General features: G+C 51.8%; 19 protein-coding genes. 10 read left to right on the top strand and 9 right to left on the bottom strand.

The features are described 5' to 3' along the window. Positions 1 to 47: 47 nt before the first annotated feature. The 8 genes from JT719_RS16265 to JT719_RS16230 all read left to right on the top strand — a co-directional run bounded on the left by JT719_RS16265 (position 48) and on the right by JT719_RS16230 (position 11,354). Complete coding sequence (locus JT719_RS16265) at positions 48 to 1,421, top strand: hypothetical protein (protein WP_207434408.1); 1,374 nt, start codon at positions 48 to 50, stop codon at positions 1,419 to 1,421. Positions 1,422 to 1,423: 2 nt separating this feature from the next. Next, entirely contained in the window at positions 1,424 to 1,837 is a 414-nt protein-coding gene (locus tag JT719_RS16260) for a hypothetical protein (RefSeq protein ID WP_207434407.1), read from the top strand. Positions 1,838 to 1,840: 3 nt separating this feature from the next. Next, positions 1,841 to 3,292: a hypothetical protein gene (locus tag JT719_RS16255; protein WP_207434406.1), complete on the top strand. Its 1,452-nt coding sequence runs from the start codon at positions 1,841 to 1,843 to the stop codon at positions 3,290 to 3,292. 170 nt (positions 3,293 to 3,462) lie between these two features. Next, entirely contained in the window at positions 3,463 to 6,918 is a 3,456-nt protein-coding gene (locus tag JT719_RS16250; RefSeq protein WP_207434405.1) for a cell division protein FtsA, read from the top strand. Positions 6,919 to 7,068: 150 nt separating this feature from the next. Beyond that, positions 7,069 to 7,995: a hypothetical protein gene (locus tag JT719_RS16245; RefSeq protein ID WP_207434404.1), complete on the top strand. Its 927-nt coding sequence runs from the start codon at positions 7,069 to 7,071 to the stop codon at positions 7,993 to 7,995. 292 nt (positions 7,996 to 8,287) lie between these two features. Continuing rightward, positions 8,288 to 10,039: a coiled-coil domain-containing protein gene (locus tag JT719_RS16240; RefSeq protein WP_207434403.1), complete on the top strand. Its 1,752-nt coding sequence runs from the start codon at positions 8,288 to 8,290 to the stop codon at positions 10,037 to 10,039. Positions 10,040 to 10,045: 6 nt separating this feature from the next. Further along, positions 10,046 to 10,705 (top strand): hypothetical protein, encoded by a 660-nt coding sequence (locus JT719_RS16235; RefSeq protein WP_207434402.1) that lies wholly within the window; start codon positions 10,046 to 10,048, stop codon positions 10,703 to 10,705. 157 nt (positions 10,706 to 10,862) lie between these two features. Then, entirely contained in the window at positions 10,863 to 11,354 is a 492-nt protein-coding gene (locus JT719_RS16230) for a hypothetical protein (RefSeq protein ID WP_207434401.1), read from the top strand. A 122-nt stretch (positions 11,355 to 11,476) separates the two neighbouring features. On the opposite strand, the gene JT719_RS16225 is transcribed toward JT719_RS16230, so the two are convergent. The 8 genes from JT719_RS16225 to JT719_RS16190 form a co-directional block, all read right to left on the bottom strand. Further along, positions 11,477 to 12,913: a pyridoxal phosphate-dependent decarboxylase family protein gene (locus JT719_RS16225; RefSeq protein ID WP_207434400.1), complete on the bottom strand. Its 1,437-nt coding sequence runs from the start codon at positions 12,911 to 12,913 to the stop codon at positions 11,477 to 11,479. 331 nt (positions 12,914 to 13,244) lie between these two features. Next, the gene (locus tag JT719_RS16220) at positions 13,245 to 13,694 is read right to left on the bottom strand and encodes a hypothetical protein (RefSeq protein WP_207434399.1); all 450 of its coding nucleotides are present in this window, start codon (positions 13,692 to 13,694) and stop codon (positions 13,245 to 13,247) included. Between the two features lie 51 nt (positions 13,695 to 13,745). Then, positions 13,746 to 14,195, bottom strand: coding sequence for a hypothetical protein (locus JT719_RS16215; RefSeq protein ID WP_207434398.1), 450 nt, complete (start codon positions 14,193 to 14,195; stop codon positions 13,746 to 13,748). 253 nt (positions 14,196 to 14,448) lie between these two features. Next, the gene (locus JT719_RS16210) at positions 14,449 to 14,892 is read right to left on the bottom strand and encodes a hypothetical protein (RefSeq protein WP_207434397.1); all 444 of its coding nucleotides are present in this window, start codon (positions 14,890 to 14,892) and stop codon (positions 14,449 to 14,451) included. Positions 14,893 to 15,340: 448 nt separating this feature from the next. Further along, positions 15,341 to 17,848 (bottom strand): glycoside hydrolase family 9 protein, encoded by a 2,508-nt coding sequence (locus JT719_RS16205; RefSeq protein ID WP_207434396.1) that lies wholly within the window; start codon positions 17,846 to 17,848, stop codon positions 15,341 to 15,343. A 272-nt stretch (positions 17,849 to 18,120) separates the two neighbouring features. Continuing rightward, positions 18,121 to 18,756, bottom strand: a complete 636-nt coding sequence (locus tag JT719_RS16200) for a class I SAM-dependent DNA methyltransferase (RefSeq protein ID WP_207434395.1) — start codon at positions 18,754 to 18,756, stop codon at positions 18,121 to 18,123. Between the two features lie 44 nt (positions 18,757 to 18,800). After that, a complete protein-coding gene (locus JT719_RS16195) occupies positions 18,801 to 19,253 on the bottom strand; it encodes a GNAT family N-acetyltransferase (RefSeq protein ID WP_242693310.1) in 453 nt (150 codons plus the stop codon). A gap of 34 nt (positions 19,254 to 19,287) precedes the next feature. Then, positions 19,288 to 20,604 (bottom strand): gluconate:H+ symporter, encoded by a 1,317-nt coding sequence (locus tag JT719_RS16190; RefSeq protein WP_207434394.1) that lies wholly within the window; start codon positions 20,602 to 20,604, stop codon positions 19,288 to 19,290. A gap of 420 nt (positions 20,605 to 21,024) precedes the next feature. Between JT719_RS16190 and JT719_RS16185 the strand changes: the two genes are divergently transcribed. Together JT719_RS16185 and JT719_RS16180 are read left to right on the top strand one after the other, a co-directional pair. Further along, positions 21,025 to 23,034 carry a cation:proton antiporter gene (locus tag JT719_RS16185; protein WP_207434393.1) on the top strand — a complete coding sequence of 670 codons (2,010 nt, stop codon included), beginning with the start codon at positions 21,025 to 21,027 and terminating at the stop codon, positions 23,032 to 23,034. A gap of 18 nt (positions 23,035 to 23,052) precedes the next feature. Further along, on the top strand, positions 23,053 to 23,928 hold the full coding sequence (locus JT719_RS16180) for an alpha/beta fold hydrolase (protein ID WP_207434392.1): 876 nt from the start codon (positions 23,053 to 23,055) through the stop codon (positions 23,926 to 23,928). 288 nt (positions 23,929 to 24,216) lie between these two features. Here the strand turns inward: JT719_RS16180 and JT719_RS16175 are convergent, their stop codons facing one another. After that, positions 24,217 to 25,965: a phospho-sugar mutase gene (locus JT719_RS16175; RefSeq protein WP_207434391.1), complete on the bottom strand. Its 1,749-nt coding sequence runs from the start codon at positions 25,963 to 25,965 to the stop codon at positions 24,217 to 24,219. Between the last annotated feature and the right edge of the window lie 7 nt (positions 25,966 to 25,972).

Below are 25,972 nucleotides of genomic sequence, written 5' to 3'. Positions count from 1 at the left end.
TTTCTGCATTCTTAGTAAGTGCCCAATAGCAAATGAACCTCAACTGCATGCACATAAATCGGTTTGCGGGTAGCGCCCAGGTGCTACTGCTTTGTGGAGCACTGGCCTTGTCCGGTTGCTATAAAAAAGAAAACAGAACGGGGGAAACCAGCCCCCAGAATCCACCCGCACAGGAAGAAACTACGGCACAGCCTCGCACAACCACCAAAACCCCTGAAGCCAACCCAGCCACCGCCAGCCAGAAGGTAGACATTGACCTGTACCTGGAGATTTCTAACGGAATGAAAGGCTTTATGCCACCACCGGCGGCTGACAAAGAACCTACGGTTTTTCAGAATCGGTTGAATAAACTCATCTCTGAGGTGCAGGATGGGATCTACGTGGATGCCAAACGGTATTACATGGCCCGGGAAGACCGGCAGGGCAGACCCGTATTGGACAGCGTGGCCTATGGTACCCTGAAAAACACCATTGTAAGCGGAATCAAAGCCGACGTAAGAGGAACCCCTTTGCCTGATATGTTGCGGGCCGCTCTGGAGAACACCGTAAACAGAGGTGCCGTGAGCGTGATTGTGTCAGATTTCATCCATGGGCCAGACCCTAACAATCCTGGGCAGTTCCTTTCTCTGGATACCGATATCAGAAGCAGTTTGAAATTGGCCGAGCACGAAAACCTGGTGGTTGCGGTGTTGGCCGAGGCTTCTCCCTTTTATGGCACCTACCACCCGGCGGTGAAAAAGCCTCAGGTAAGCCGCACGTTGAACGGCGAGGAAATCCCGTACTATATCTGGGTAATTGGCAAGCAACAGGAGGTGCAGACCGTCACCAACAAAGTACTCCGTAATTTGCCCGCGCAGCAAGCCTATTTTGGGTTCAATTACCAGGAGATTCCATTTTCGGCTATTCTCAAATCCAATACCTTCCGGCCGGCAGGGATTGTGTACTGTACCAGCCGCACCGCCGAGGTGTGTACCAGCGTAAATTTAATGCCAGAAAAAGAGGCACCGGTTGAATTTACCATTGGTCTGAACCTGAGTTCGTTGCCTTCTTCCATGCAGGATGTGAAGTATTTGAAGCAACACCTCAAGCTTGCCGTGGCTGGCGGAAAGGCGTCTGTTGGTACAGTAATTGCAGCCGATGAAGAAGTGAAGGCTACGCCTGATCTGGCAAAGTACACGCATTTTGTTCGGGTAATTGTACCGCAACTGACGGCTAACACGGGTTCCATCACCTTGCAGTTACCACAGGTGGTGCCCGCCTGGATAAGCCAGTGGTCTACTGCCAATGATAACAACCCGGTGGCCAGCCCAAAGAAAACGTACCAGTTCAACAAGATTATAGAAGGGGTACAGGCGTTATACAGAGACCAGAACGAAACCGTGTTTAGTGCAACCATGAAGTTTAACAAAGAAACCAAGTAAGGATGATCCAGAATTTCTTCTCCGGCCTTTATGAGCTTTTCCTGGGCAGACCCATGCCCGCCAACTTTACCAATGATTACCGCGAGGTAATCTTTCCCAACACTGGTTTGCTGCTGATCATCATCACGCTGGCCATGGTCGTGCTGTATTATTACATTTTCAACCGGGTCATGAGCACGGGGCTGTACAAGCCCAAGCATTGGACCATCATGCTGGTGCTCAATGCCATCATCGCGTTTATCATTCCTATTGTTCAGGTGAACAACAACAACGTGGAGTCGCACTCCTATGTGTACACGTTTGCGTTGGTGAACGCGGTACTCAGCCTCATCTTCTTTTTCGTTTTCTCTATCCTGCTTAAAAAAGGATCTGTCCAGGCCTGGACAACTCCTGTGAAATGGCCACACACAAGATAAACTATGGCAAAACTTTTTGTATTCGGAATTGGGGGCACCGGCTCCCGAGTCATCCGCTCGCTGGTCATGCTCATGGCCGCAGGTGTCAAAATCAAGAACTGTGATAAGATAGTGCCCATCATCATTGACCCCGACACCCAGAATGGGGACATGAACCGCACCGTGGAGCTCCTCAAAACCTACAAGCACCTGCACGACCAACTGGGCCGCCGCGAGGAAGGGTTCTTCCATACCAACATCAGCACGCTTTCCAGCATTGCCGGCGACGGATCGGCTAAAATCAGAGACAGTTTTGTGTACGATTTTGGTGGCATCAACAAGCCTTTCAAAGACCACGTGGGTTACAACCAACTGGACATTGACAGCCAGGCCCTGGTAGACCTGCTCTTTACCCCCGAGAACCTGAACAACAGCCTGGACGTGGGTTTCCGGGGCAGTCCTAATGTGGGCAGCGTGGTGCTGAACGAGATCATTGATTCTCCCGAGATGCGCTTCTTTGCCTCCAACTTCCAGGCCGGTGACCGTATTTTCTTCGTGAGCTCTATTTTTGGCGGTACCGGGGCGGCTGGTTTTCCTTTGCTGCTCAAGAACTTCAAAGACGTGCATACCACACTCCCCAACGGTTCCAGCCTGAACGATGCCCTGACCGGCGCCATGGTGGTGCTGCCGTATTTCTCACTGGAGCAACCAGCCCCAGGCGCGGAGGCCGACTTTATTGATTCCAATACCTTCACCACCAAAGCCAAAGACGCACTTTCCTATTACCAGAACCACCTCACGGGCGTGAACGCTACCTATTATATAGGAGACACGCCTGATAAACCCCTGGAGAACAACCCGGGCCGGGCCAGCCAGAAGAACGATGCGCACCTGATTGAATTGCTAAGTGCCTTGTCCATCATTGATTTCATGGACTACTCAGACAATGAGCTGTCCGGCAATTCCTTGTACCATGAGTTTGGCTTGCGCGAAGACGTGGACCATGTGCAGTTCTCGCACTTAGACCAGGAAACCCGCGACCGCGTGGCCAAGCAATTGATTCGGTTCCACTATTTCACGCGCTACTACAACGCGCATGTTCCTAATGATGCCCAAGCCGCCTATGCCAAAGGGGTAGACCTGAGCAGTGCCATCCGAAATGAGCCCGTTTTCAAGGAATTAAACAAATTCCTGAACAGTCAGGAGTTTGGCTATGAATCCTGGCTAAAGGAACTGAGCCGCATGGAACGCACCTTCTCGGCTTTCCACCTGAATGAATCTGACTTTAACCGCATGGTATCAGACAAGCAGGTAGAGACCGGTTTCCTGAACAAGGGCATCCACCAGGGCTCGTTTGTGAAAGAGCTCAATCGGGCCTCAGAAGCAGTCTCGGACCGGGAGCCTTTCAAAGCCACCATAAAAGCCTTTGAGATTGCCACCAACAACCTGGTGGAAGAAAAGCTGAAGTATTCTTAATCACGCCTTCCAAGTCCCCCTTCAAAGGGGGACGGAGAAGTAGTAAATCTTCTTACTAGAAGTAACAATTCTTCCTAAAGGAAGATGTAAACAAAAGGAAAGAGAAAGAGGTCATCCCCACATCGTTTTTGATCTCTTTTCTCTAAAACACCTTAAAAACAGACCGAACTATGCCGAAAGTACTCAGACTACATAAAACCGGCTCAAACGTAGAGGGTTGGGCAAAAACCAGCCAGATTACCAGCACCGAGATCAAAGACATGGTAGACGGGGCCGGCGGACGGGCGCAGAAAATCAACGCCTCCATTCCTACGCCTTTCGCCCGCATGCACCTTTTTGAGACCGCCTTTGATTTTGTAAAGCAAGGGGTGACTAACTCGCAGAACAGCATTTACCACAAAATGGTGACGCACTTCTGGGACCTGTGGGAACTGCTGTACAACCACCAGAGCTACGCCCAGGGCGGAAATAAGATAGTCATCCGGCGCTGGAACAAACAGCAGCAACTGTATGCCATGCAGTCTAATTCCAATACGCACCTGCTGGGCAAGACGCTGGAGTTGTTCATGAATGATCCCAGGTTCAGGGGCGTGGATGACCTGTTCTTGTTTTACCTGGAAACCACCAATGACCGCGGAGACCGCCATCTGCAGTTGCTGGGTGGTACCTCGCCGCTCACGTTCCTGTTTGTGTCGCCTAATGTGCAGCCACTTTCCATAAACCGGGCCCAAAACGTAGGCGTGTACTTTGATAACAACTTCATTTCTTTGAATGACCGGGAGCGCGATTTCAAAGAATACATACACAAGCTGTTCGTTTCCAATCCGGCCTTTATCCAGGCGTTTCCGGCGGTGTACAATGCCTTGGATGAGCGTCTGTTGAAAAGCATCAGCATGTCTGGAGTGGTGGGGCAGAACGCCATCGCTTCAGACTACCTGCCTTTGGTTGACATCCAGCAGAACCCGGTGCACGTGGGGCATCTCACGTTTCTGGTGAAGAAAGACCAGACCGCCGTGACCAGCAGTGATCTGTTCCTGCGCCCTACTAACCCCATGTTTGCGGGAGATCGGCCTATTGTGCTGAAACCCGATTTGCGTCTGGCTCCGCACGTGAAATACGTGAACAATCTGGCGTGGCCGGTGAATACTCAGGTAGGGTACTCAGACCCCAAAGACATTCCGGCCCGCTCGTTGCCCGGCGTTGGTTTTAACTACCCGTACCTCACCATCAATGACCTGTTGCAGGAGAGCATTGTGCAGGTGCCTTATGAAGTGAACACAGAAAGGTTCTACAGCGGAACAGTGCTATACCAACCGGGAGTCACCGACAAAGTGTTCAACTACCTGCTGCCGGTCACCAACCTGTACTTTGAGTATTTCACCCCCGATGACCTGGCCAACCATCTTACCTTCTACGTGGATGTGAACCATGTACGGGTAACCTTGCAGATTCCTACGGAGCAGGGCAACGTGGTGTATGAGCGGAGTTACTATGAGAACCCCATGAACTCCAAAGATGCCAACGGGCAGGTGATCCCGGAGAAAGGGTATATCCTGAAATCCCGCGTGGGCATTGGCGTTTTTCCGTTCTACAAGTTCACCGATGCGCCTACCTACAATGACTTCTACAAGGTAATGCTGGTAGACGAAGACATTGACCCGCTGTTGGTGAACCGCAACCACTCGCTGGCGTTTTATGCCGGCGGCAGACAACTGGAAGCCAGCGGAGGGATCATCTCAGCCACGGAGCAACGCCGGACCAAGAAAAGCAACAGCAGCGCCGGTAGTACTTACTACGAGATCAGGGGCACGCACTTTGACTTTGCGGAACTCACCCACCAGGGCATGGACGTGACCGGGAAAGCCTTGATTGTGCCGCGGTACCAACTGGTGCAGCAGGGCATCCAGAACTTTACTTTTGCTATTGATTTCGGGACCTCCAACACCCACATCGCCTATACTTCGGGAGCCAACCAGGCACCTAAGGAGTTTGCCATCACTGCCCATGACCAGCAATTGGTGATGCTGAACAAACCTTCAGACGACAGCTCCCTCACCGATTACCAGCGTTTCCATAAGCGGGGCTTCGGGCGTTTGTTTGCGGTGGAGACCTTGCTGAAACGCGAGTTCATTCCGTTGCTCATCGGCTCCGGCGGATCGTTGTATTCGTTTCCTACCAGAACGGCCACCTGCGAGTCCATCGACTTTGAAAACCAGATCCCGAACCTGTTTGGGAACATCAACATCGGGTTCTCCATCAACACCGAGGGTACTCACCAGAGCCAGTACAAGCAATCGTACCATACAGATCTGAAGTGGAGCGAGACCTTATCCAACACCGGCAAACGGCGGATTGAGGCGTTCTTCACCGAGATCATGCTGCTCATCAAAAACAAGGTGGTCCTGAACCACGGCAACGTGGCCAATACTAAGGTGGTGTGGTTTGCGCCCCTGAGCTTTGATGACTATTCGCGCAACATGTTCCAGAACGTGTGGGACGGTGTGTACCACAACGTGTTCAAAAACGGCCGCAACACGGCTTGCATCACAGAATCTGTAGCGCCGTTCTACTTCCTGTCCAGAACCGGGGTGGTGGTGCCCAGCCAGGACGAGAACCTGTTCAACGTGGACATAGGAGGTGGTACCACCGATGTGCTCTTGTTCACCAACCGCAAACCGTCGCACAGCGCTTCTTTCCGCTTTGCGGGGAACGATATCTGGGGCGATGGCTTTGCCTCGGTGAAAACCAGCAAAGACAACGGTCTGCTCCAGTATGGAGTGGCACACGTGCTGCAGATTCCGCTCACCGAGGAAGGCAAGGAGTATAAAAAATTCCTGGAGACCGCGCTGGACAACCCAGATTTCAGCTCGGCAGACATTACCAGCTTGCTTTTCAGCTATGACAAAGAACTGCATTACAGCTCTCAGCTGTTGCAGGCCCGGCAACTGCGCCTGATGTTCTACCTGCACTTCGGGGCGTTGATGTACCATTTGGCGCAGCTCACCCAACAACTGGGAGCGCAGGTGCCGCGTTACATCTGCTTCAGCGGGCAGGGTAGTTTGTACATCAAGCTGCTGAGCGCCGGTAATAACCTGTCTAACGTGGAGCGCTACGCCAAAACCGTGTTCCGGAAGGTAACAGGACAGGAGCCGCCTGCTAACTTCAAACTGGTGCTGGTAGACAATCCTAAGCAGGTAACCGCCAACGGCGGGGCCATGGCTCTGGAAGGCACCAACCTTTCTGACCTGACGGATATCCCGATAATGCGCCCCACTGGCGTTGCAACCGGTGAAGATGCCCTGAAAGCGGTGAACAAAAGCCAGATCACGTCGGCCATCCGGCAGGAAGTGTTGGCAAACGTCATGAACTGCCTGGAGATGCTGCTGGACGATGTGGACATCGCGCCGCTGATGCGTTCCATGGGCGTGGAAGTGGACCCGCACTGGGTGCTGGGATTTATGCGCTCCAACATCCAGGACAGCTACACCATGGTGCTGGAAGACACGCTCAGAGGTTTATCTGACCGTGAGCTGATCCCGGAAACCATGTTCTTCATGCCACTGAAACAGTCCCTTTACCTGCTGTCTAAAGAGTTGTACCAGCAACAGGTAGGCGCATTTGTTTAACCCAGTCAGGCCGAACGGAGCTTCTTAAAAGTGCTTCGTTCGGCTTTCCTCTACATTGATATTTTCTTATAAAGAACCATTGGTATGACATATGTACCTTTAATTTTAGGGATAATTGCCATTTTGGTAGCAGGGTTTACCTTTTATAAAGTGGCCTCAATCCTGGCGCGGGTGCAGTCCCTGGAGAAGCGTAACCGCAGGCTGGAAAGCGAGGTCCAGGACCTGAAGGAAGACCTGAAACGTCTTAAGCGGAATCAGCCGCAGCAGGATGGCCGGCAAGGCAGAGGTAACCAGCAGCCGCAGGCCACGCCGCCCCAGCAAAGAACTCCCCAACAGCAGGAGCCCAGGCAGAAACAACCCCAGGGGCAACAAGCCAGAGCGCAACAGGCACCGGAGCAACGCTCCAACCAGGGCGGCCAACCTCAGCAACAGAGAACTCCCCAGGAACCAAGGCAAAAGCAACCTCAGCAAAGACCGCCCCAGGAGCCTAAAGCCCCCCAAGAGCCCCGCCAACGGCAACAACCCCAGGCGCAGGGAGGCACTGCCAACCAGCAGCAGAGAGCGCCGCAGCAAAGAAGAAACGATAACCGTCGGCGTGAGGCTGCCAACCCGGGCGAGCAGGTAGACGCAGCATCGGCTCAACCAGTAGGTGGTGCCACTCTTGGCGTGGGCATGGTAGGCGATGACCTGTTGAATGAATTAACCCAACCCCAGCCTCAGCCGCAAACGCAAACGCAGCCACAACCAGAAGAGCCGGTGAGCCGCACGCGCTATGCGATCATCCCGGAGGATGGCATCATTAAAACCCACCAGATGCAGCAGCGACCGGACTCTGACAGTTACCTGGAGATTGACAACCCCACAGACGGAAGGTCTACCATCAATTACCGGTTTAACCTTTCCAGCAACCAGGCCTTTGTGATCTCGCAGGGCATGGACCGGCTGGAGAATGCTTTCTCTTTTGAGAAACCCTCTAACCGGATGGTCAGCCGCATAGTCCTGCAAGGCGACGGCGTGCTCACCAGAACCAGTAGCGGCTGGAAGATTCAGGAAAAAGCCCGGATTGATTTCCGGTAAGCCATAATAAGCGAGAAGTTGTAGTGCCAAGGAACCGTTTTGGGGCTGTTTTCCAGGAAAAAGCCCCAAAACGGTTCCTCTGTATTTTCCCTGTTTTCTGAAAAACAGCCCCAAAACAGCCTTGTGAAAGAACCGGATTACGTGGAAGACAAGGCAGTGTCTTGTCTCTATAGAGGACACTAAAAAAGCGATGCACTAGATTTCACGAGCCGGGTTTTCACCAATCAAGCATAAGTAGACAACGGCGTTTACTATCTTTAAGGAAGCCGCTGTCTTTACGCACCTAACACCTATGGAAGGAATATTTATTTTAGAAGCGCTCCTGATTATCCTCATTCTGGGATACCAGTGGCGCATGTACAAAGCCAATAAAAACAAAATTGAAGCGATTGAAAGCCTCTTTCCGGCAGAGGAAAGACTTTCAGTGGCTAGGCGGTCCTTGCGCCAGCAGGGTACCCCGGCGGTACCGGCAGAATCGTATGAACGGCAGTGGGAAAGGCTTTTGTATGGGGAGAATTTCAGGGAAGGATCGGCCACCAACCCGGTGGTGAAACGGATTATTGCGGTAGACGCCGAGGAGCTGCACATTGAAGCCCAGAACGATGCCGTTCCGTTTTATAAAACCGGAATTGACAAGTTCAGGCAGCAGCTCTACAGCGGCAACATTTACCTGGTAGAGGCAGGCGCTACTCCGGCAACTCCAACCCCACAAGATGATCAGGACACCACCATTGACCTGATTGAGGTGCAGGGCTCTTCGCCCACGTTTCAGAAGATCATTAACAGTACCAATGAATACCTGCGCCTGAACAAAGGAGCCGCCGCCGATTTCAACATCCTGAAAGACGTGGCCGAGCGCCATTCTGATGCCCTGGAAGCCGAGGTGCAGTCTACCATTGCCACGCCTTTGTACGTGGGGTTGTTGGGCACTTTCTCGGGCGTGATCATCGGGCTTTCCAGTCTTGTGTGGGCCGGGTTGGGCAATGAAGCAGACGATGCCTTTATCACAGACCAGAACATTCCGTCTTTCCTGTTCGGGGTATTGATTGCCATGGCCGGTAGCTTCTTCGGGCTGCTCCTGACCTTGATGGGAAACCACGCGCTCAAGAACGCCCGCAGTACCCGTGACCGGTTGAAGAACGAGTACTACACCTTCCTGCAAACGCACCTGCTGCCCAAGCTTAACTCAGACATGGCGGCCAGCCTGGGCAACCTGAAATCGGTGCTGGATTCGTTTAACAAAGACTTTCTGGATAAGATTCTGGGCTTTAGACCGATTGTGGAGACCCTTACCGATAACATCAGCACGCAGAAGGAATTCATTCAGAAGCTGGACGAGATCGGGTTCACCCAGATGGCCAACGCCAACCTGCAGGTCTTTGACAAGATCAAGGAAAGCGAGCGCCTGTTCATGAACTTCTTGCAGTACCAGGAGGCCTTGAATGAATCGGTGAAGCGGGGCGGGGAGCTCACGCACAACATCACGCAGGTGCTCAGCCGGTTGACTAAACTGCAGGAAGGCTTTGACCAGGTGCCCGGTTACCTGCAACAGCATGATGACAACATCCAGCGGCAGATTGACTTCTTCGCACGTCACCAGGAGGAAATGGACACCATCGCCAGCCGTACTGAGCAGTATTTTGATAAAGCAGCCCTAAAACTCACCGATCTCATGCAGGCCCGGTTGCAGCACCAGGAGCGCGATGCGCAGAACGCCTACGAGAAATGGCAGGAGCACTTTAGGCGCCTGAACGAAGACAACATTTACCAGCGCATCCTGGACTACATGCAGCCCTTCCAGAATTTGACGGGTCAGCAGGAAACCCTTAATCGGCAGCAGCAGGATTTGGCGCAGGAAATAAAACAAACCAATGAGCGGCTGCTGCGCAAGATTGACACCGATACTGAGATTCAGCAGCGATTGCTGCAGCAATTGGCCGTGCTGAACGCCAACGTAGAGAAAAGCATGGAGCCTGGCCCCATCAAAGCGGCTATGGGAAGAATCTTTGGAACCGGGCAGCCCAACAACCCCCGCAAGCGGTAATTGAGCATGAATAAACAAGACCAAGACTTTTTCTGGCCCAGCTACGTGGACCTCATGACAGCCCTGTTCCTGATCATGCTGGTGCTGTTTGTGCTCAGTTTCAAGATGTTTCGGGATAAAGACGCCGAAAACCGCCGCAACATTGAACTGTTGCAGGTAGAGGTGCAGGAGAAACGGAAACTGGACGAGATCAAAGCCGCCCTTTCAAGGCTAGACAGCCGGTACTTTTACTATAATGAGCGCTATAAACGCCATGAATTGCTGGTAGATGTTTTGTTTCCGCAGAGCAGCGCCACCATTCCGCAGCGTTCTTTGGTGCCTTTGCGCCGGGCGGGGCAGGAGCTGAGCCGCGTGATCAACTCCATCAAGGGATCTGATGTGAAGTACCTGATTGTGATTGACGGACGGGCCGCCAGTTTCCCGCAGGGCGATCCCCGCAACATCACCCAGCGTGATTACGCCCTGGAACTGAGTTATAAACGCGCCTTGTCTTTGCTGCAGTTCTGGCAAAACGCCGGCATCAAATTCCCGAAGGACCGGATTGAGCTCATCGCCTCGGGCAGCGGCTTTGAAGGAGCCGGGCGTACCGGTGACGTGAGGGACCGTCGGTTTGTGATCCAGATTCTGCCTAAGGTGGGCACGCTGGATACAAGAAGAATCAAGTAATCATCGGGTACCAGTACCAATAGTTCTGAGTTGGATGTGCGATAAGCGGGGTGATGAGAGGTTTTTGGCACGCACTTTGAATAGAACCAAGAAACCAGGCAGGAAAGGCCTGCTGCTTTGGTTGAGTAACACAGCATACCCCTTTATCAGAACTAAGATGAAAAAGATGATAGCCATGCTCTCTATGGGCATTTTGATAGCCGGAAGTTCCTTCGCCCAGACTACGCTACCACAAGAGGGCCGAAAGCCCCGCTTTGAGCAGCGGGGCGAAAGAAGCCAGGGGCAGAAAGAAAAGAAAACTCCCGAACAATTTGCCGCCGACCGTACCGCCCGTTTAGACAAACAACTGAATTTAACCGAAGCGCAGGAAAAAAGAATCAATAATTTATTCCTGCAACAAAGCAGAGAACGGGAGCAATTGCGGGCAAATCGCCAGCCAGGGGAGAAACGAGATGGTCAGAACAAAGGCTTTAAAAAAGAAGCTCACGCTAAGTGGGAAGCAGAACTGAAGCAAATTCTGACCAAAGAACAATACGCCAAACTGGAGGTAAACCGCCAGGAAAAACGGACTCGTTTTGAAAGAAAAGTGCAGAAACGAGGGGTAGAACAGAGAGGCAAAGAGCTTCGCCAGAATCAACAGAATGGCTAAGTTTGAATAGGAGATAGGTTGATGAACAGCAAAGGCAAGCATACGCTTGCCTTTGCTGTTTTATGGTAGTGTGAAGTGGTTCAGGAAATCAGGCCAGCCTATGGTTACAGGGAAGGGCAAACTTATACCGTGGGCTGCACCGACGTACGTTTCTCTAAAACAGCTTTGAAAACCCGTTGCATTTCTTCGGTCACCAGAGCCACATCCTGTGCCGTGGTGCGCCAGTTCACCAACGAGGCCCTGATTCCTTTCTTCCCGTTGTACACGGTAGGCGTCATGAATACCTTGCCGGTGGCATTGAGTTGGGTGAGAAATTCAGCAACATGCTCCTGGCTTTCCTCTCCCTGCAGGGTGAAGCATACGTTGTTGAGTCGGGTAGGGGCTAACAGATCAAACGCACTGCTTTGCTGGATGAATTTGTCAAGCAGGTTGGCCATCTCCACGGAATTCTCTACAATGGCTTGGTACCCGCTTCTGCCGTACGCGTTCAAGGTAAACCAGACCGGCAAGGCCCTTAAACGCCTTGAGTTTTCTGGCAGGAAGTTCAGATAATTGAAGTTGGCCAGCGGATCGCCCAGATAAGGGGCATTGGAGTTCTGGAACGTCTCGGTTTGCAGCAGCCGGTGTTTTTCTTTTACCAGGAAGAAGGCACTTTCATAGGGCACATTCATCCATTTGTGGTTGTCAATGGTAATGCTGTCGGCGGTTTCCCAGCCGTCCACCAAATGCCGGAACTTAGGGGAACAGGCGGCAAATCCACCAAAAGCGGCATCAATGTGCCACCAGAAGTTGTATTTGGCTTTCAGGGCGGCAATAGCCTTGAAATCATCAAAGTCAACGGTGTTCACGGTGCCGGCACTGGAGATGAGGATGAATGGCTGGCCTTTCAGGTCCTGGATCTTTAGCTCCAGATCCTGCACATCCAATGCTTCCCGGTTTCCGGGCAGCACCTCCACTTTGGTGAAGTTGTTGCTGCCCATGCCCAACATAGCCATCGATTTGATAGACGAGGAATGCGGCGTGGCCGTCAGCACGTTGATTTTCTGGGTAACCCCTTCCTTGGAGAAATCATGGCCCAGTTCTTTCCCAACCCATTGCCGGGCCACAGCCAGACAGGTGAAGTTAGACATGGTAGCTCCGGTCACAAAGCCTCCCAGGAAGTCTTGGGGTAAGTTGAACAGATCAAGCAGCAGGTGAACGGTGTCTACCTCTATGGCGGCAGAGACATCGCCCTGTCCCTTCACCGATTGGGTGTTCTGGTCATACACCGTAGCCAACCAATCTCCCATGATAGAAGCCGGGGTGGAGCCGCCCGTTACAAATCCCCAATACCTCGGTCCGCCAGAAGCTACCAGAAGGTCCTCATATTGGCTGTTGAATAACTCCAGTGCTGCAGAGCCCCCCAACCCATGATCCTGAAGGCTTTCTTTATCACGAGGTTTTTGGGTGACAGACGTAGGTCTTTCCGGTAGCTGGTCAAGGTAGGCAAGGCTTTGCTCTTTTACTTTTTCCAGCAAAGAGCCAAGGTTAGAAAGGTCAGTTTTTAGTTGATCGTTCATTTTTATGTAGCTGTTGGAGGTAGATGACTGGTGCACTTTCAATCTGGTGGCAGAATAGGTGAAGAAGAAATGCTTCTGCTCTCTACTCTTTCAAGATAGTGGTGCTAAGTTTAACTGATTATTCCAAAGACACAAAAATGAAACGCTTTTCAGCAGAATGCATTAATCTAGGTTAACAAAGCGCAGTAGAAGAGCTCTTTGTTTTTACTGTTTATGGCTTCCTTTACAGAAAACGAGTCGAAAACAGAAGGCTTATTTCGGGCTTTGCCAAGGGCACAACCTTTCTTTTACAAAAAGGAGAGCGTAAACAGATTGGACGTTCGGTGGAAATTCAGAATATAATCTTGTAGCTTACCTGAGGTACCGCCGTAGCATTTAAGGATCCATGTGGGGGAAGGGGTACCTGTTCAAAGCCAACCTCCAAGGCTCTGGCTTTTCTCTTGTTGTGACCGGCCGAAATAAAGGAGATGGTGCCCCCAATAAATGATCCTACTCCCGCTAAAATGAGAAGAGACGAAAAAGCACCATTGTTTTTATCCTCCCCTAGGGTAGCAATAGAATTACGTGTTTCACCTACAGCCATTGACCAGCCAAGGCCAGTGAGCACTAGACCGCCTGGTGTAAAGATCCAGCCTTTGGTTTTTTTGACTTTGCTTCTTTGTAAGTAATATTCTTTTGTTCCCTTCGCAGGCTCTGGAGTTGAAGGGGGTGTTATCGGTGCCTGGCTGTAGCAAACTGTAGCCAAAATCAGCAATGTTAGAGCAAGAACTATCTTTTTCATGATGATGAGTTTTCGGCTTCTCTGTATGTGACTTGCCTTGAGGGAGGAATTTTAGAAAGAGACCTTAAGCCCTACAGTTGGAACTGCCTTCGCTATCAAAGTTCCTGATAGGGGCAAGGGAACCTGTTCATAGCCTACCGCCATAGCCCTGGCTTTTCGCCTGTTTTTTCTGGCAGATATAAAGGAAACGGTGCCTCCAAGAACAGATCCTATCCCCACCGCTACCAGTAAACCCGGTGTAGAACTGTTTTTGCTGTCACGCCCTAGGGTAGTGATTCCGGTGGCTATCTCACTCCAAGCCATTGCAGTGCCCAATCCTATGAGTGCAACGCCTACAGGCGTAAGAATCCAGCCCCTTACCATATTTGATTCTCTTTTCTCCAGGTAATATTCTTTTGTTCCCTTGGGTGGCTCTGTAATAGGCGCAGGAGGTACAGGTGCCTGGCTGTAGCAAGCGGTAGCCAGTAACAGGAATGTTAGGGCTAGGACTATCTTTTTCATGATGATGAGTTTTTGTGCCTACTCAATTGGTAAACAGCTTTCGGCTACGGTGTCTTCTGAAAAGGTAATAGGAGAGCCAATAAAGAAGCCCGAAGAAAAGGTAACGCAGGGGGTGGGTTCGCTTTCTTTCTTCGGTTGACGGATCAGAGGGGGAGGGGAGAAGTAATAAATAAATATACCTATTTGTAATCTTATATGATATGGAATTCAATAAAATAGCTGCTTAATCCAATTGCTCCTTCAAGGGGATAGTTCAGAAGGAGATCCTGTAGCCTACTTGCGGTACCCACTTAGCCATCAAAATCCCCTGGCTTGGCAAGTAGATTTTTCCATGTTTCATTTTCATAGCCCTGGCTTTTTTCCTGTTGCGTCCGCTGGCGTTGAGCAAAACAGCACTTCCCACTACAGAGAGTATGCCCGCAGTCCCCAACGTATAGAAAGCGGTGTTGTCAGCATCATGATTGATCCCCAGTTCTATGGAGCTACCTGCGGTAATGCATAAACCAGTACCCACTACAAGGAGAAGGATTCCCCCTGTGCTTTGTGACTTCGCTAGTTTTAGAAGGTCAGAGGAAGCAGGAGTAGGAGTAGGAGTAGGAGTAGGAGTAGGAGTAGGAGTAGGAGTAGGAGCCTGGCCGAAGCTGTTGGTTGTAAATGAAAGAAGAAATAGGAAACTTATAAGGCTTTTCGTTTTCATTACCCTAAGTGCTTTTAGCTACAGTTTTTGGTTTCGCTGTCCTTTTCAATCCAAAAAACAAGACCGGATCAGTAACCGGCTTGTGGGGTCAGGTGCGATTTCCTGTCTCAGGAATGTATCAGAATTGATTATTGAATATAATCTTTTGCGATTGAAGAATAAATAGTTAAGCGATAGTCGTTTATGGATTGTTTGTGAGTAGGTGAAAGTCCTATAAGCCGTTTTTGAGGTTGTTTTATCAAAAGGCATTAAAAACAGCATTTCGTCTTGGCGGTGGAATCGTAGGTAGTGGGGAACAGGAATCGGTTCAGAGCATACCTAAGCAAATTATTAGGAGGGATGCGCCTAAATAGGTTTTGTTTTAGTCCTCAATTTCTAAAATCACCTCGAAAACAGAAAAGCCCGGAGAAACACCTCCGGGCTTTTCTGTTTTATAAAGAGAGAAAGATTACTTGCTGAGCAAATGATCCGCAGCCAAAATCAGGAACATGTAATCTGAGGAGCCGCCGCCAATCACGTATTCGGTTTGCTGCCAGAGGTAGGGCCAGTGCAGTAACTCCGGGAAATCGGGGCGGATGAGGGCGGTGCCGGAGCCTACGCCACCGGGGATGTAAGACCATTCATCTCGGTTGTTCCCGTAAGCGGTAGTCAAGGACTTGGCACCCACACCCGAGGCAAACGAGGAAACGTTAGAGCCCGGGTGCACACCCAAAACAAAGTTCATGGCATGCAGCATGTAGGTCCTGGGGAAAATTTCGGGGTAGGACGTATGCAGGAAAAACTGCTGCACCCCGAAGTTCTGGATGCCCCAACCGGCTCCCCAGATATCGGGTTCGTACGGCATGCCGTACGGCGTTTTCCGCTCCTGTTCCTCCACCACTTTCTTGTAGTTCTGCACCGCAGCCAGGACAGCAGCTTTGTACTTCTTGTCTTTGATGAGCGGGAGCGTGCGGCCAATAACCCAACCGGTGCGGCTGATGTTCTTGGTAATGTCCTGGGTGTTAGCTACAAGCCAGTTGGCGTATTTCTTATCCTTGGTAGACAGGAACAGTTCCGCCGCCGCATTCACGCGCTGGAGTTTGTCCTTCTCCTGGGTTCTGTCCCATAGTTCCTGGGCAATTCTCAGGCAGTGCGTAGACAAGGTATCATTGTACCCTTTCAAGGCCCGCGAAGCCACCGCCAGGCAGGAAGCCACCTGTAATTCCCGGCCGGGATTCTCCTCGGTGAACACCCAACGGTCATCAGGGGCACCTTCCTGCCCGATGGGCGGAGTCGGGTTGGGCGCTTTGGCCGCGTCAAATACCACTTCATCGGTTTGGGTGGAGGCGTCGCCCAACAAGGTGTACTGGCGCAAAGACGGTTCAATGATACCGCGGTACAACCGGCCCAGGTTCTGGTAACCAGCCACTATGGAAAGTGCGCCGTGTTCTACCTGTTGCAGCAGATCGTTCTTGCCATCGGGGCGGTGCAGCTCGGCTATTTTCAGTTTTTGGTCTATGCTGGTGTTATCATACTTCACCTTGAACTCCTCAAAGGCCAGGGACAAGATTCTGATTTCATCGGCCAAAGATTCCACACGCATATCATAGTCGCCGGCATCGTGCCAGCCGCCCACGGCCAGGTTGGGCACGTGTTCGCCGGGTTGGTACTTGGTCAAGGTGCTGGGGCCTTGCAGGTACCCGTCAAAGTGGTTGTGGTTGAGGGGGGCCATGCGGGCATCGTCCAGGTGGCAGACGTCGTGCCATACTTTGTAGCGATCATTGATGCGCATGTGGCACATCTGCACGGGCAGAAACGTCTCAATCACGGGTTGCCACACATGGCGCTTGAACACCTGCTCGCTGATCTGGAACGGACTGGTTTCATACGCGCCGTACTTCACCTTGTACATGCCGGGTTTCTGTACCTGCGTGAAATCAAACTGCAGGTAGTGGTAGCGCAGGAACTTGCCCCATTCTTTGGGTTGCGTCTCCATGACTTTCTCCAGCCCACCGGTTTCATTCACCCGGAACAAAGTAACCGGGTGGCGCTGGGTTTCGGTTTTGTCCAGTTCAATGACGGCCACCTTCTGCTGTTTAGGGTGATAGCCCACCTGCGAGACCTGCACCACGGGTTCAGATTTCCAGCCGGCAATGGCGTTGGGCGAAATCAGCCATTCAATAGCACCTTTAGAAGCGCCTTTCTTCACCAATGACCGCACTACAAACCAACCGTTGTTGTGCTGCGCCCGACCGTCTATCAACTGCAGTCCCTCACCGGAGACGTTCTGGATGGTGAGCGTCTGCCGGGGATCTTCGGGCACAATGGTCAATTTCTGGCCCGAGGCCAGGGGCGTAGTCTGGTATTCCTTAGAGGCATCGTAAAAACCGGGGCCGTTCAGCTGCCGCGGGAAAATCCCGAACTGCTGGTCCATGTAATAGGTCTTTCCGAACAGAATTCCCGGAAACAGCTCAAAATTGAAACCTACTTTGCCAATCCATTCCTCGGGCAGGGGTTTGTCCAGGTCCACAATGATCCGGAAGTTCTTGCCCTCTGGCCTCACCTTCACCTCGTAAGCGAAGTTCAGATCGGGGTAGATGATGGGGTTGAAGCCCTTGCGGTTCTTATCGGGATCTGGGTACTCCATGCGCACACTAATGGTCTGGGTGGCCCGGTCAACCACGCGCGGCCCTACCTTGGGCACGGGTTGCCACTGGCCGGGCGTGGGCTCCAGCCTCAGGTCGCCGTTGGTACCAATGCGCAGACCGTTCTGGATGATTCCTACACCGCCCTGGTGGCTCTCTGGGTAGAAGTCATGGGCCAGCATCACGTTGAGGCCCGGCATCTCCAGGTATTCCAGTTCATTCAGCCGTAAACCCGGTTGGGTTTGCGCTTGGGCAAAGTAGAGGGGTCCACCACAGGTAAGCACGGCAAAAGCCGGCACCCAGATGGCTTTTCTGAGTAATGTTCTAATCATGTAGATAGTGGTTTTGGCTGCTTTATTGCCGCCCGTGCGGTACCTGAAAGATATTCAATTTACCCTATTCATGAAATGGCTGAAGTGGTGCAGTTTTGCCTTTCTTTAGTATAAATCAGTCACTAACTCAGGAAAATGAGCTGGAGCCGGGCCTTCAGATGAATTTCAAGGGCCGATGGCTGTTTTAAGGCTGGTTTCTGCAAAAAAGAGGAAAAGCAAAAGGCTGGCTGAAACCGGATGGTACCTTGGTGAGGGGGAGAACCAGCTAGGCATCAGCGCTTTCTCGCAATAACAATCAGGTGCGTGGCAAGGCTTCCATCGGCTTTTGGGTAGTTCTTCCGGGATAGGGTTACCAGTTCAAAGCTGTTTTCAGACAGGAATTGCAGCAAATAATCTTCCTGATGGTAGTAAACAAAAAGAGTGTGCTCACCGTTGCTGCTGGTCTCTGGGCCGGAAAGTTGGTACTCGCCTTCTATGGTGCTGAAATAGAAAATGCCCCCGCTGGACAGTAAGTTGGCGCTATCCTGGATGAGTTTGGCGCAGGCTTCTTTAGACAGGTAGGGCATGCAGAACCCACACATGATGCCGTCAAAGCCGCCTTGGATGTGGGCAATATCCCGGCAGTCCATCACCCGGAACCCTGCGGTGGGGTTATTGGCTGCGGCCAGTCTGATCATGTTGGGCGAGGTGTCAATTGCCTCCACCTGAAAATCGGCCCGTTTGGTTAGCAGGTACTTGGTGATGTTGCCGGGGCCGCACCCTATTTCGAAAATTTTAGCCCCTGGCTGCGGAAGCAATTGGCAGAATAGATCATAGGTGTCATCATACAAATCCAGGTTCATGAATTTGTCTTGATAGGCTTGGGCTAACTGGTCCCAGGTGTCTGTGGTGCGTCTATTCTGGTCCATGGCCTGGTGGGTGTAAGAAACGGGCTTCCGGCGATTGTTCTGGTTTATCTGGCATACTCCATTCTGTACATATCATACCCCGGAGCCCAGTAATCTTTTACTACTTCCAGTAGTTGGAAGCCTTGTTTCTCATAAAACCGGTAGACCAGTTGGGAGGTTCTCACCGAGATAGTTCTGATCTGGGGAAGGTTCTTCAGGGTATCTATCCGGTGGTTCAGGAGCAGGCTTCCCAGGCCTTTCCCCTGATAGGTAGGGTGCAGAATGTCCCAACTTATTTTTCCGGTGGCCTGATCCTCTGAAAAGTTGATGCCGCCGCTGCCCACTACGTTGCCGTCGTACTCAAGTACAAAGTACCGTTCAATTTCATTGTTCAGGTAGTGGATTAAATCCTGTTCCTCCTCCGGTGAAAAATAGGCAGGCGTGTTCAGGCGCAGCAATTCCAGGATTACCGGTTGGTCTTCTTTTTGGTATTCTCTGATCAGGATTTGCGGGTTCATAGCTGGGTTACACAGAATTGGATTGAAGATGTGCTTAAATGACCAGGTTCAGCGCCAAAACCCCCAATAAACCAATCACCGAAACCAGGGTTTCCATGATGGACCAGGTAGCGATGGTGTCTGGAATGTTCAGGCTGAAGTATTCTTTGAACATCCAGAAGCCGGGGTCGTTCACGTGCGAGAACATAAGGCTTCCGGCACCGGTAGCCAATACCATTAACTCGGGACTTACCCCGGTGGCTTCAATCATGGGCAAGGCAATTCCGGCGGTGGTGATGGCCGCCACCGTAGCCGATCCCAGACAAACGCGCAGCAACGCCGCAACGCTCCAGGCCAGCACCAAAGGAGAAAGAGCCATATCCTTTACATGCGAGGCTATATACGTGCCAACGCCACTGTCTACCAGCACTTGTTTTAGTGCGCCGCCACCACCAATGATCAGCATGATCATGGCAATACTGGAAATAGACCCCGAAAGAAGCTGCATGATCTGCTCCATGTTCCGGCCCCGTTTTATCCCTAGCGTGTAAGTAGCCACAAACACCGATAGCAGCAGCGCAATGGCGGGGTCACCCACAAAATCTAAGGTCTGCCGAAGAACAGATTCCGCGGGTAAAAGAGCATTGGCCAGGGTAGCCAGCGCCATCAGCAAAACCGGGAAAATGGCGGTAAACAAACTCACCCCGTAACCGGGCATTTCCTCATCGGTAAAGATCCTGGGTGCCGCTAAACCCGCCGGAGGACTGGCTTTAAACTTTGACAGAAACCGGGTAAAAATGGGGCCTGCCACAATGATGGCTGGTACGGCCACAATGAGCCCGTACACCAACGTTAAGCCCATGTCGGCTTTGTAGATAACGGCAATGGAAGTAGGGCCGGGGTGCGGTGGTAGGTACCCGTGGGTCACGGAGAGGGAAGCCGCCATAGGAATGCCCACATACAAAAGCGGTAAACCCGTGGAAGCAGCCACGCTGAAGACCAGCGGAATCAGCAGCACAAAGCCGGCATTGTAGAACATAGGCAAACCCACCAGAAAACCCGTCAGAATCATGGCCCACTGGATGTGGCGTAATCCAAATTTCTGTATGAGGCTCAATGAAATGCGCTGAGCCGCCCCGCTATCAGAGATCAAACTCCCCAACATAGACCCGAAACCTAAAATCAAGGCGATGGAGCCTAGTGTGCTGCCAATCCCGTTCTGCACCGAGGTGATGGCTTCTTTCACCGGCATCCCCTCGGCAATGCCTAAACAGAGTGCTACTAAGATCAAAGCCAGAAAGGCGTTGAGTCTTAAAAAGATCATCAGGATTAATAAGGCGAGAACAGCGGCAGCAACAAGCAGTAGGGGCATAGGGGAGTTATTGGTTTATTTTAAAGGTGTTTTCATGAAAAGAGGTAAAAAAACGATAGTAAGCGGGTAGCCGTGAACCGGCAGTACCAGGTAAGAAGACTCCTTAAAGCTAGAAAAGATTTGGAAACAAACAGTGACCCCGGTCTATGCTCAATGCAAAATGCTACCACTAATCTTCTATGAATGGGACTAAAAACGTGTTTCAAGGCTGATTCTTTGAAAAGGAGGAGAAAACAGGGTACAGCCATTGAGCCCTGCTAACCAGAAACCCGGAGCTGCCTATTCTTGAAGCAATAGCCGAATAGAAGAGAAGGTGAAGGTACGGCCGTATGCTAAATCTGCCGTGCTAGCGCAGAAGAATAGCAAACATCGGGTGTTTTGCCCCGTAAGCAGGAATAACAATTCTAAAGGCCAACCTACATGGTGTTCGCTTCACTTTTCAGTTTGCCCATTCAGGACCCTGTACTGGTCTTTGCGGTCATTCTGCTTGTTATTCTGTTTTCGCCCCTGCTTTTCAACCGGTTGCGGGTTCCTGGTATCTTGGGGTTGATTCTTTCCGGGGTTTTGCTTGGGCCACACGGCTTGGGGGTACTGGAGCGTGATGAAAGCGTGGTTTTGTTCAGCACCATCGGGTTGCTGTACATCATGTTCCTGGCCGGTCTGGAGATGGACATGGACGATTTCCGGGAAAACAAAAACAAAAGCATCGTCTTTGGGGTGCTCACGTTCATCATTCCGCTGGTGCTGGGGTGGTTGGGTTCTTATTACGTGCTGGGGTACAGTCCGCTCTCGTCTTTTTTGCTGGCCAGTATGTTCTCCACGCATACGCTGGTGGCTTATCCCATCATCGGGCGCTTGGGAATCACCCAGAACAAAACGGTGACGCTCATTCTGGGAGGTACCATCATCACCGATGCCGCCGTCCTGATCATCCTGGCGGTGGTAACCAACCTGCAGAAACCCGATATCTCTTCCTTGTTCTGGGTGCAGTTTGTGGTTTCACTGGTTGTTTTTGTGTTCGTGGTGCTGTGGGGTGTTCCCCGTTTGAGCCGGTGGTTTTTCCGGCAACTGGAAGGCGAAGGAAATTCCCAGTACTTGTTTGTGCTGGCAGTGGTGTTCTTGTCTGGGTTCCTGGCCCACGTAGCCGGGGCAGAGCCTATCATTGGAGCCTTCCTGGCCGGATTGGCGTTAAACCAGCTCATCCCCAAAGCCTCTCCCTTGATGCACCGCACCGAGTTTGTGGGCAATACCCTGTTCATTCCTTTCTTCCTGCTCAGCGTGGGAATGTTGGTAGACGTGCGGGTGCTGCTGGAAGGGCCCGAGGCCTTGTTTGTAGCCGGGGTGATTATCTGCATTTCCTTCCTGGGGAAATGGCTGGCCGCCTACGCCACCCAAAAGATCTACGGCATGAAGGCCGCTGAACGGAGGCTAATTTTTGGGATGAGCAGTGGACATGCCGCCGCCACCATTGCGGTGGTACTCATTGGGTACAACCTCCGGATTCTGGATGAAAGGGCCTTGAACGGAACGGTAATCCTGATCCTTATTTCCTGCCTGGTAAGTAGCATTGTGGCGGAGAAAGCAGGCCGCGAAATTGCCATCGCCGAGGCTGACAAAGTACCAGAAGGCACCGAAGGCGATGAACGGATCCTGATTCCGGTTGAGAACATGGAGCACCTGAAACGCCTCCTGGATTTCTCCCTCCTGATCAAGAATCCCAGATCGGTTGAGCCCTTGATGCCGTTGGTGGTGGTTTCTGAACACCACGCCCCCGATGATAAAATAAAGCTGCACCAGAAAAAGGTAAGTTCGGTTATCAATGAAGTAACCGAACACGCAGAACTGATGCTGCCGGTATATAGGGTTGACCTGAACGTTGGCAACGGTATTATCAGGGCAGTACAGGAACTGCGCATCACCGAGATTGTCATGGCCTGGAACGGTAAATTAAGCGCCCGGGAGTGGTTCATGGGAAATATCCTGAACCGGGTAGTCAACCATACCACTGTACAGACGCTCTTCTGCAAGTTCTGTGACCCCTTGAATACCATTCAAACCATCATTGTGGTGGTGCCGCGTAACTCAGAGCGCGAGGCCGGATTTCCGTTCTGGGTGAATACCATTCTGCAGTTTGCCAAGGGGGCAGGAGCCAGAATACGTATTCTGGGGGCTCGGGGAACCCTGTCTACCTTAGAGGGTTTTGTGGAGTCCCAGGATAGATACACCGTTAACATCAGCTATGAACTGTTTGATGATTGGGACAAATTCCCCGAACTAGCCAAAGAAGTCACTAAAAATGATTTGCTGACGGTGGTATTGGGCAGACCGCACACGGTATCTTACCGCCCAGAGTTCAATGTGGTTCCGCGGTACCTTTCCCGCTATTTTGAAGATGTGAGTTACGTGATACTGTACCCCGAGCAGAAGTAAGGCGTTCATTCCAGACCGGTGAAGAAAAAAGAACAGAACCGATGGCTGACTTATGTTCTGCTGGGAGGAGGTGCCTGGTTGGCATTCAGAACTGCCAAAGCCCAGCTTCAACGCAGAAAACTCCTGAAAAGTGGCCAAATACTGCCTTTACAAAGCGAATGGTACCAGGTGAACGGCCTTCGGTTACACGCACGGGTTTCAATGGCTGCTTCCAACGCATCGGTTCCTATAGTCTTCGTGCATGGCCTGGGAGTATCCAGTTCCTATTTCGTGCCTTCTGCGGAGCGACTGGCCACCAGCTTTAACGTGTATGCCCCTGATCTTCCCGGACACGGCAGAAGCGAAACGCCCCCTAACCAGCCAGATATAACCGGTCTTGCCCAGGTATTAGTTGATTGGATGGAGGTAGCCGGCATTCCCAGGGCTACGCTGGTGGGGCAATCCATGGGTTGCCAGATAGCGGTAGAGGCAACGCTTCGGTTCTCTGAACGGGTAGACCGATTGGTGTTAATTGCCCCAACTCCAGACCCGGCGGGGCGCAGCGCACCGGAGCAGTTCCGCCGCTTCCTCAAGGGGCCAGCTTTTGAGCGGCTTTCCCTGAACTGGCACGTTCTAAAGGATTACTCCCGGATGGGCAAAAGGCTTTTCCCCGAATTCAGGTACATGCTCCGGGACCCCATAGAAGAGAAATTGCCCCATGTTCAGGTACCCACCATGCTCATCAGGGGTGAAAATGACCCGATGGTGCCAGCACGCTGGTTCAACGAGGCTGCCAATCTGCTCCATCCTGACCGAACAGTAGAGATCCCGTTCTGGGGCCACGCCGTGCAATACAGTGCTCCGGAACAGTTCACAGACGCGGTACTTCCCTTCCTCGCCAGCCAGAGAAGCTAGTTTGGGGTTGAGCCCATCCGTTCCAGAAGTGAATTGGTTAGAAAATCTTTAATCTCCTGAAGGTAATCTCCTGGAGGTAATCTTAAGGGCTTTTCTCGTTTGTAATACGAGATTCCAAGCTTCCTTTGGCGGTTACTTTTACTCTTAGCCGATACTCAAGGCCAATCATTTAAATACTCCATTTTTGGTCTACTTTTCAGGAGAATACTTGAAAGTAAACCTGTGTAAATCAAAAAGCCCTTCCTGAGTTAATCAGGAAGGGCTTTTTCAAAAAGGTATACTTGATGGTTATCTCAGTTTGAGGTCAGAGATAATGCGCTGGATTTTATCATCCAGTTTCTGGCTTACCTGCTCGTATTCATCGGCTGAGGCCAGAGGCTCCCGCACACTGAAATAGAACTTGATCTTAGGCTCGGTACCAGACGGACGGGCCGATATCTTGCTTCCGTCCTCGGTGAGGAACTGGAGCACGTTGGAGCTTTCCAGCCCAGTGGCGCTTTCCTCGCCGGTGCGCAGATTTCTCCGGAAGCCGGTTTTATAGTCAATCAGTTCTACCACGCCAGAACCGGCCAGGGTTTTAGGCGGGTTTTCGCGCAGTTCCTGCATCATCTCCTGGATTTCCTGGGCACCGCGGTGTCCTTTCTTGGTAAGGGAAATCAGGTCTTCTTTGTAGAACCCGAAATCAATGTACATCTGGATCATGAGCTCATAGAGGCTCTTGCCCTGGTCTTTGGCCGCAGCAGTCATCTCCGCGATCATGGCGCAGGAAGAAACCGCATCTTTGTCGCGCACAAAGTCACCCACCAGGAAGCCGTAGCTTTCCTCGCCGCCGCAGATGTACTGAGCCTGACCTTCTTTCTCGCGCATGATGGTAGCAATGTACTTGAAGCCTGTCAAAGTCTCGTAGCAATCCACACCAAAGCCTTCGGCCACGCGGTTGATCAGGTCGGTGGTTACAATGGTGTTCACCACGTACTCTTTGCCGGTCAGTTTGCCGGCTTTTTTCCAGGCCTGCAGAATGTAGTAGGTGAGGAGGGCAGCGGTCTGGTTTCCGTTGAGCAGCACCCATTGGCCATGCTGGTCCTTAACGGCAATGCCCACGCGGTCGGCGTCTGGGTCAGTGGCCAGTACCAGGTCGGCGTCCAGTTCCTTGGCTTTTTCCATGGCCAGGTTCATGGCGTCTTTCTCCTCGGGGTTTGGATATACTACCGTCGGGAAGTTGCCGTCTGGCGTAGACTGTGCCTCTAACACGTGCACGTTGGTGAACCCAAAGCGCTCCAAAGTACGGGGTACCAGCGTGATACCGGTTCCGTGGATTGGAGTGTATACGATCTTGAGATCATGCTGGCGCTTGATCATCTCTGGGTCTACCGAGAGCGTTGCCACTTTGTCTAAGTAGGCCTGGTCTACTTCATCCAGAATGTATTCTATGTTGTCTTCGTTGCGGTTAAACTTCACCTGGTCAATGGACTGGATCTTGTTTACCTCGGCAATGATGTTCTTATCGTGCGGGGCGGTTACCTGGCCGCCGTCGTTCCAGTAGGCTTTGTACCCGTTGTATTCTTTAGGGTTGTGGGAGGCCGTTAACACCACGCCGCTCTGGCAACCCAGGTGCCGGATGGCAAATGATAGAACCGGGGTAGGTCTCAGTTCTTTGAAGAAGTACACCTTAATGCCGTTAGCGCTGAACACATCTGCCACCACATTGGCAAAAAAGTTACTGTTGTTGCGGCTGTCGTGTGCAATGGCCACGCTGATCTGCTGGCCGGGGAACGATTTAAGCAAATAGTTGCTCAGGCCCTGGGTAGCCATGCCCACCGTGTAGCGGTTCATGCGGTTGCTGCCCACGCCCATGATGCCGCGCAGACCACCGGTCCCAAACTCCAGGTCTTTGTAGAAAGAATCGGTGAGGGTATCGGCGTCCTGGCTGTCAATGAGGCGCTGCAATTCTGTTTTGGTGTCCTGGTCATAGGCACCCTCTAACCAGGTGTTCACCTTGGTTAATACGGCTGGTTCTAGCGTTAGATTGTTTTCCATAGTTCTG

Source organism: Sabulibacter ruber (genome assembly GCF_017355955.1).
In the GTDB taxonomy this organism is placed as follows: domain Bacteria; phylum Bacteroidota; class Bacteroidia; order Cytophagales; family Hymenobacteraceae; genus Nibribacter; species Nibribacter ruber_A.
Note: the sequence above shows the minus strand (reverse complement) of the source record. Positions and strands in the feature narration are given on the sequence as shown.

Bases quoted from the DNA above. Each gene is read 5' to 3' on its own strand.
- JT719_RS16265 (WP_207434408.1), top strand. From the start codon at position 48: ATGCACATAAATCGGTTTGCGGGTAGCGCCCAGGTGCTACTGCTTTGT.
- JT719_RS16260 (WP_207434407.1), top strand. From the start codon at position 1,424: ATGATCCAGAATTTCTTCTCCGGCCTTTATGAGCTTTTCCTGGGCAGA.
- JT719_RS16255 (WP_207434406.1), top strand. From the start codon at position 1,841: ATGGCAAAACTTTTTGTATTCGGAATTGGGGGCACCGGCTCCCGAGTC.
- JT719_RS16250 (WP_207434405.1), top strand. From the start codon at position 3,463: ATGCCGAAAGTACTCAGACTACATAAAACCGGCTCAAACGTAGAGGGT.
- JT719_RS16240 (WP_207434403.1), top strand. From the start codon at position 8,288: ATGGAAGGAATATTTATTTTAGAAGCGCTCCTGATTATCCTCATTCTG.
- JT719_RS16235 (WP_207434402.1), top strand. From the start codon at position 10,046: ATGAATAAACAAGACCAAGACTTTTTCTGGCCCAGCTACGTGGACCTC.
- JT719_RS16230 (WP_207434401.1), top strand. From the start codon at position 10,863: ATGAAAAAGATGATAGCCATGCTCTCTATGGGCATTTTGATAGCCGGA.
- JT719_RS16225 (WP_207434400.1), bottom strand. From the start codon at position 12,913: ATGAACGATCAACTAAAAACTGACCTTTCTAACCTTGGCTCTTTGCTG.
- JT719_RS16220 (WP_207434399.1), bottom strand. From the start codon at position 13,694: ATGAAAAAGATAGTTCTTGCTCTAACATTGCTGATTTTGGCTACAGTT.
- JT719_RS16215 (WP_207434398.1), bottom strand. From the start codon at position 14,195: ATGAAAAAGATAGTCCTAGCCCTAACATTCCTGTTACTGGCTACCGCT.
- JT719_RS16210 (WP_207434397.1), bottom strand. From the start codon at position 14,892: ATGAAAACGAAAAGCCTTATAAGTTTCCTATTTCTTCTTTCATTTACA.
- JT719_RS16205 (WP_207434396.1), bottom strand. From the start codon at position 17,848: ATGATTAGAACATTACTCAGAAAAGCCATCTGGGTGCCGGCTTTTGCC.
- JT719_RS16200 (WP_207434395.1), bottom strand. From the start codon at position 18,756: ATGGACCAGAATAGACGCACCACAGACACCTGGGACCAGTTAGCCCAA.
- JT719_RS16195 (WP_242693310.1), bottom strand. From the start codon at position 19,253: ATGAACCCGCAAATCCTGATCAGAGAATACCAAAAAGAAGACCAACCG.
- JT719_RS16190 (WP_207434394.1), bottom strand. From the start codon at position 20,604: ATGCCCCTACTGCTTGTTGCTGCCGCTGTTCTCGCCTTATTAATCCTG.
- JT719_RS16185 (WP_207434393.1), top strand. From the start codon at position 21,025: ATGGTGTTCGCTTCACTTTTCAGTTTGCCCATTCAGGACCCTGTACTG.
- JT719_RS16175 (WP_207434391.1), bottom strand. From the start codon at position 25,965: ATGGAAAACAATCTAACGCTAGAACCAGCCGTATTAACCAAGGTGAAC.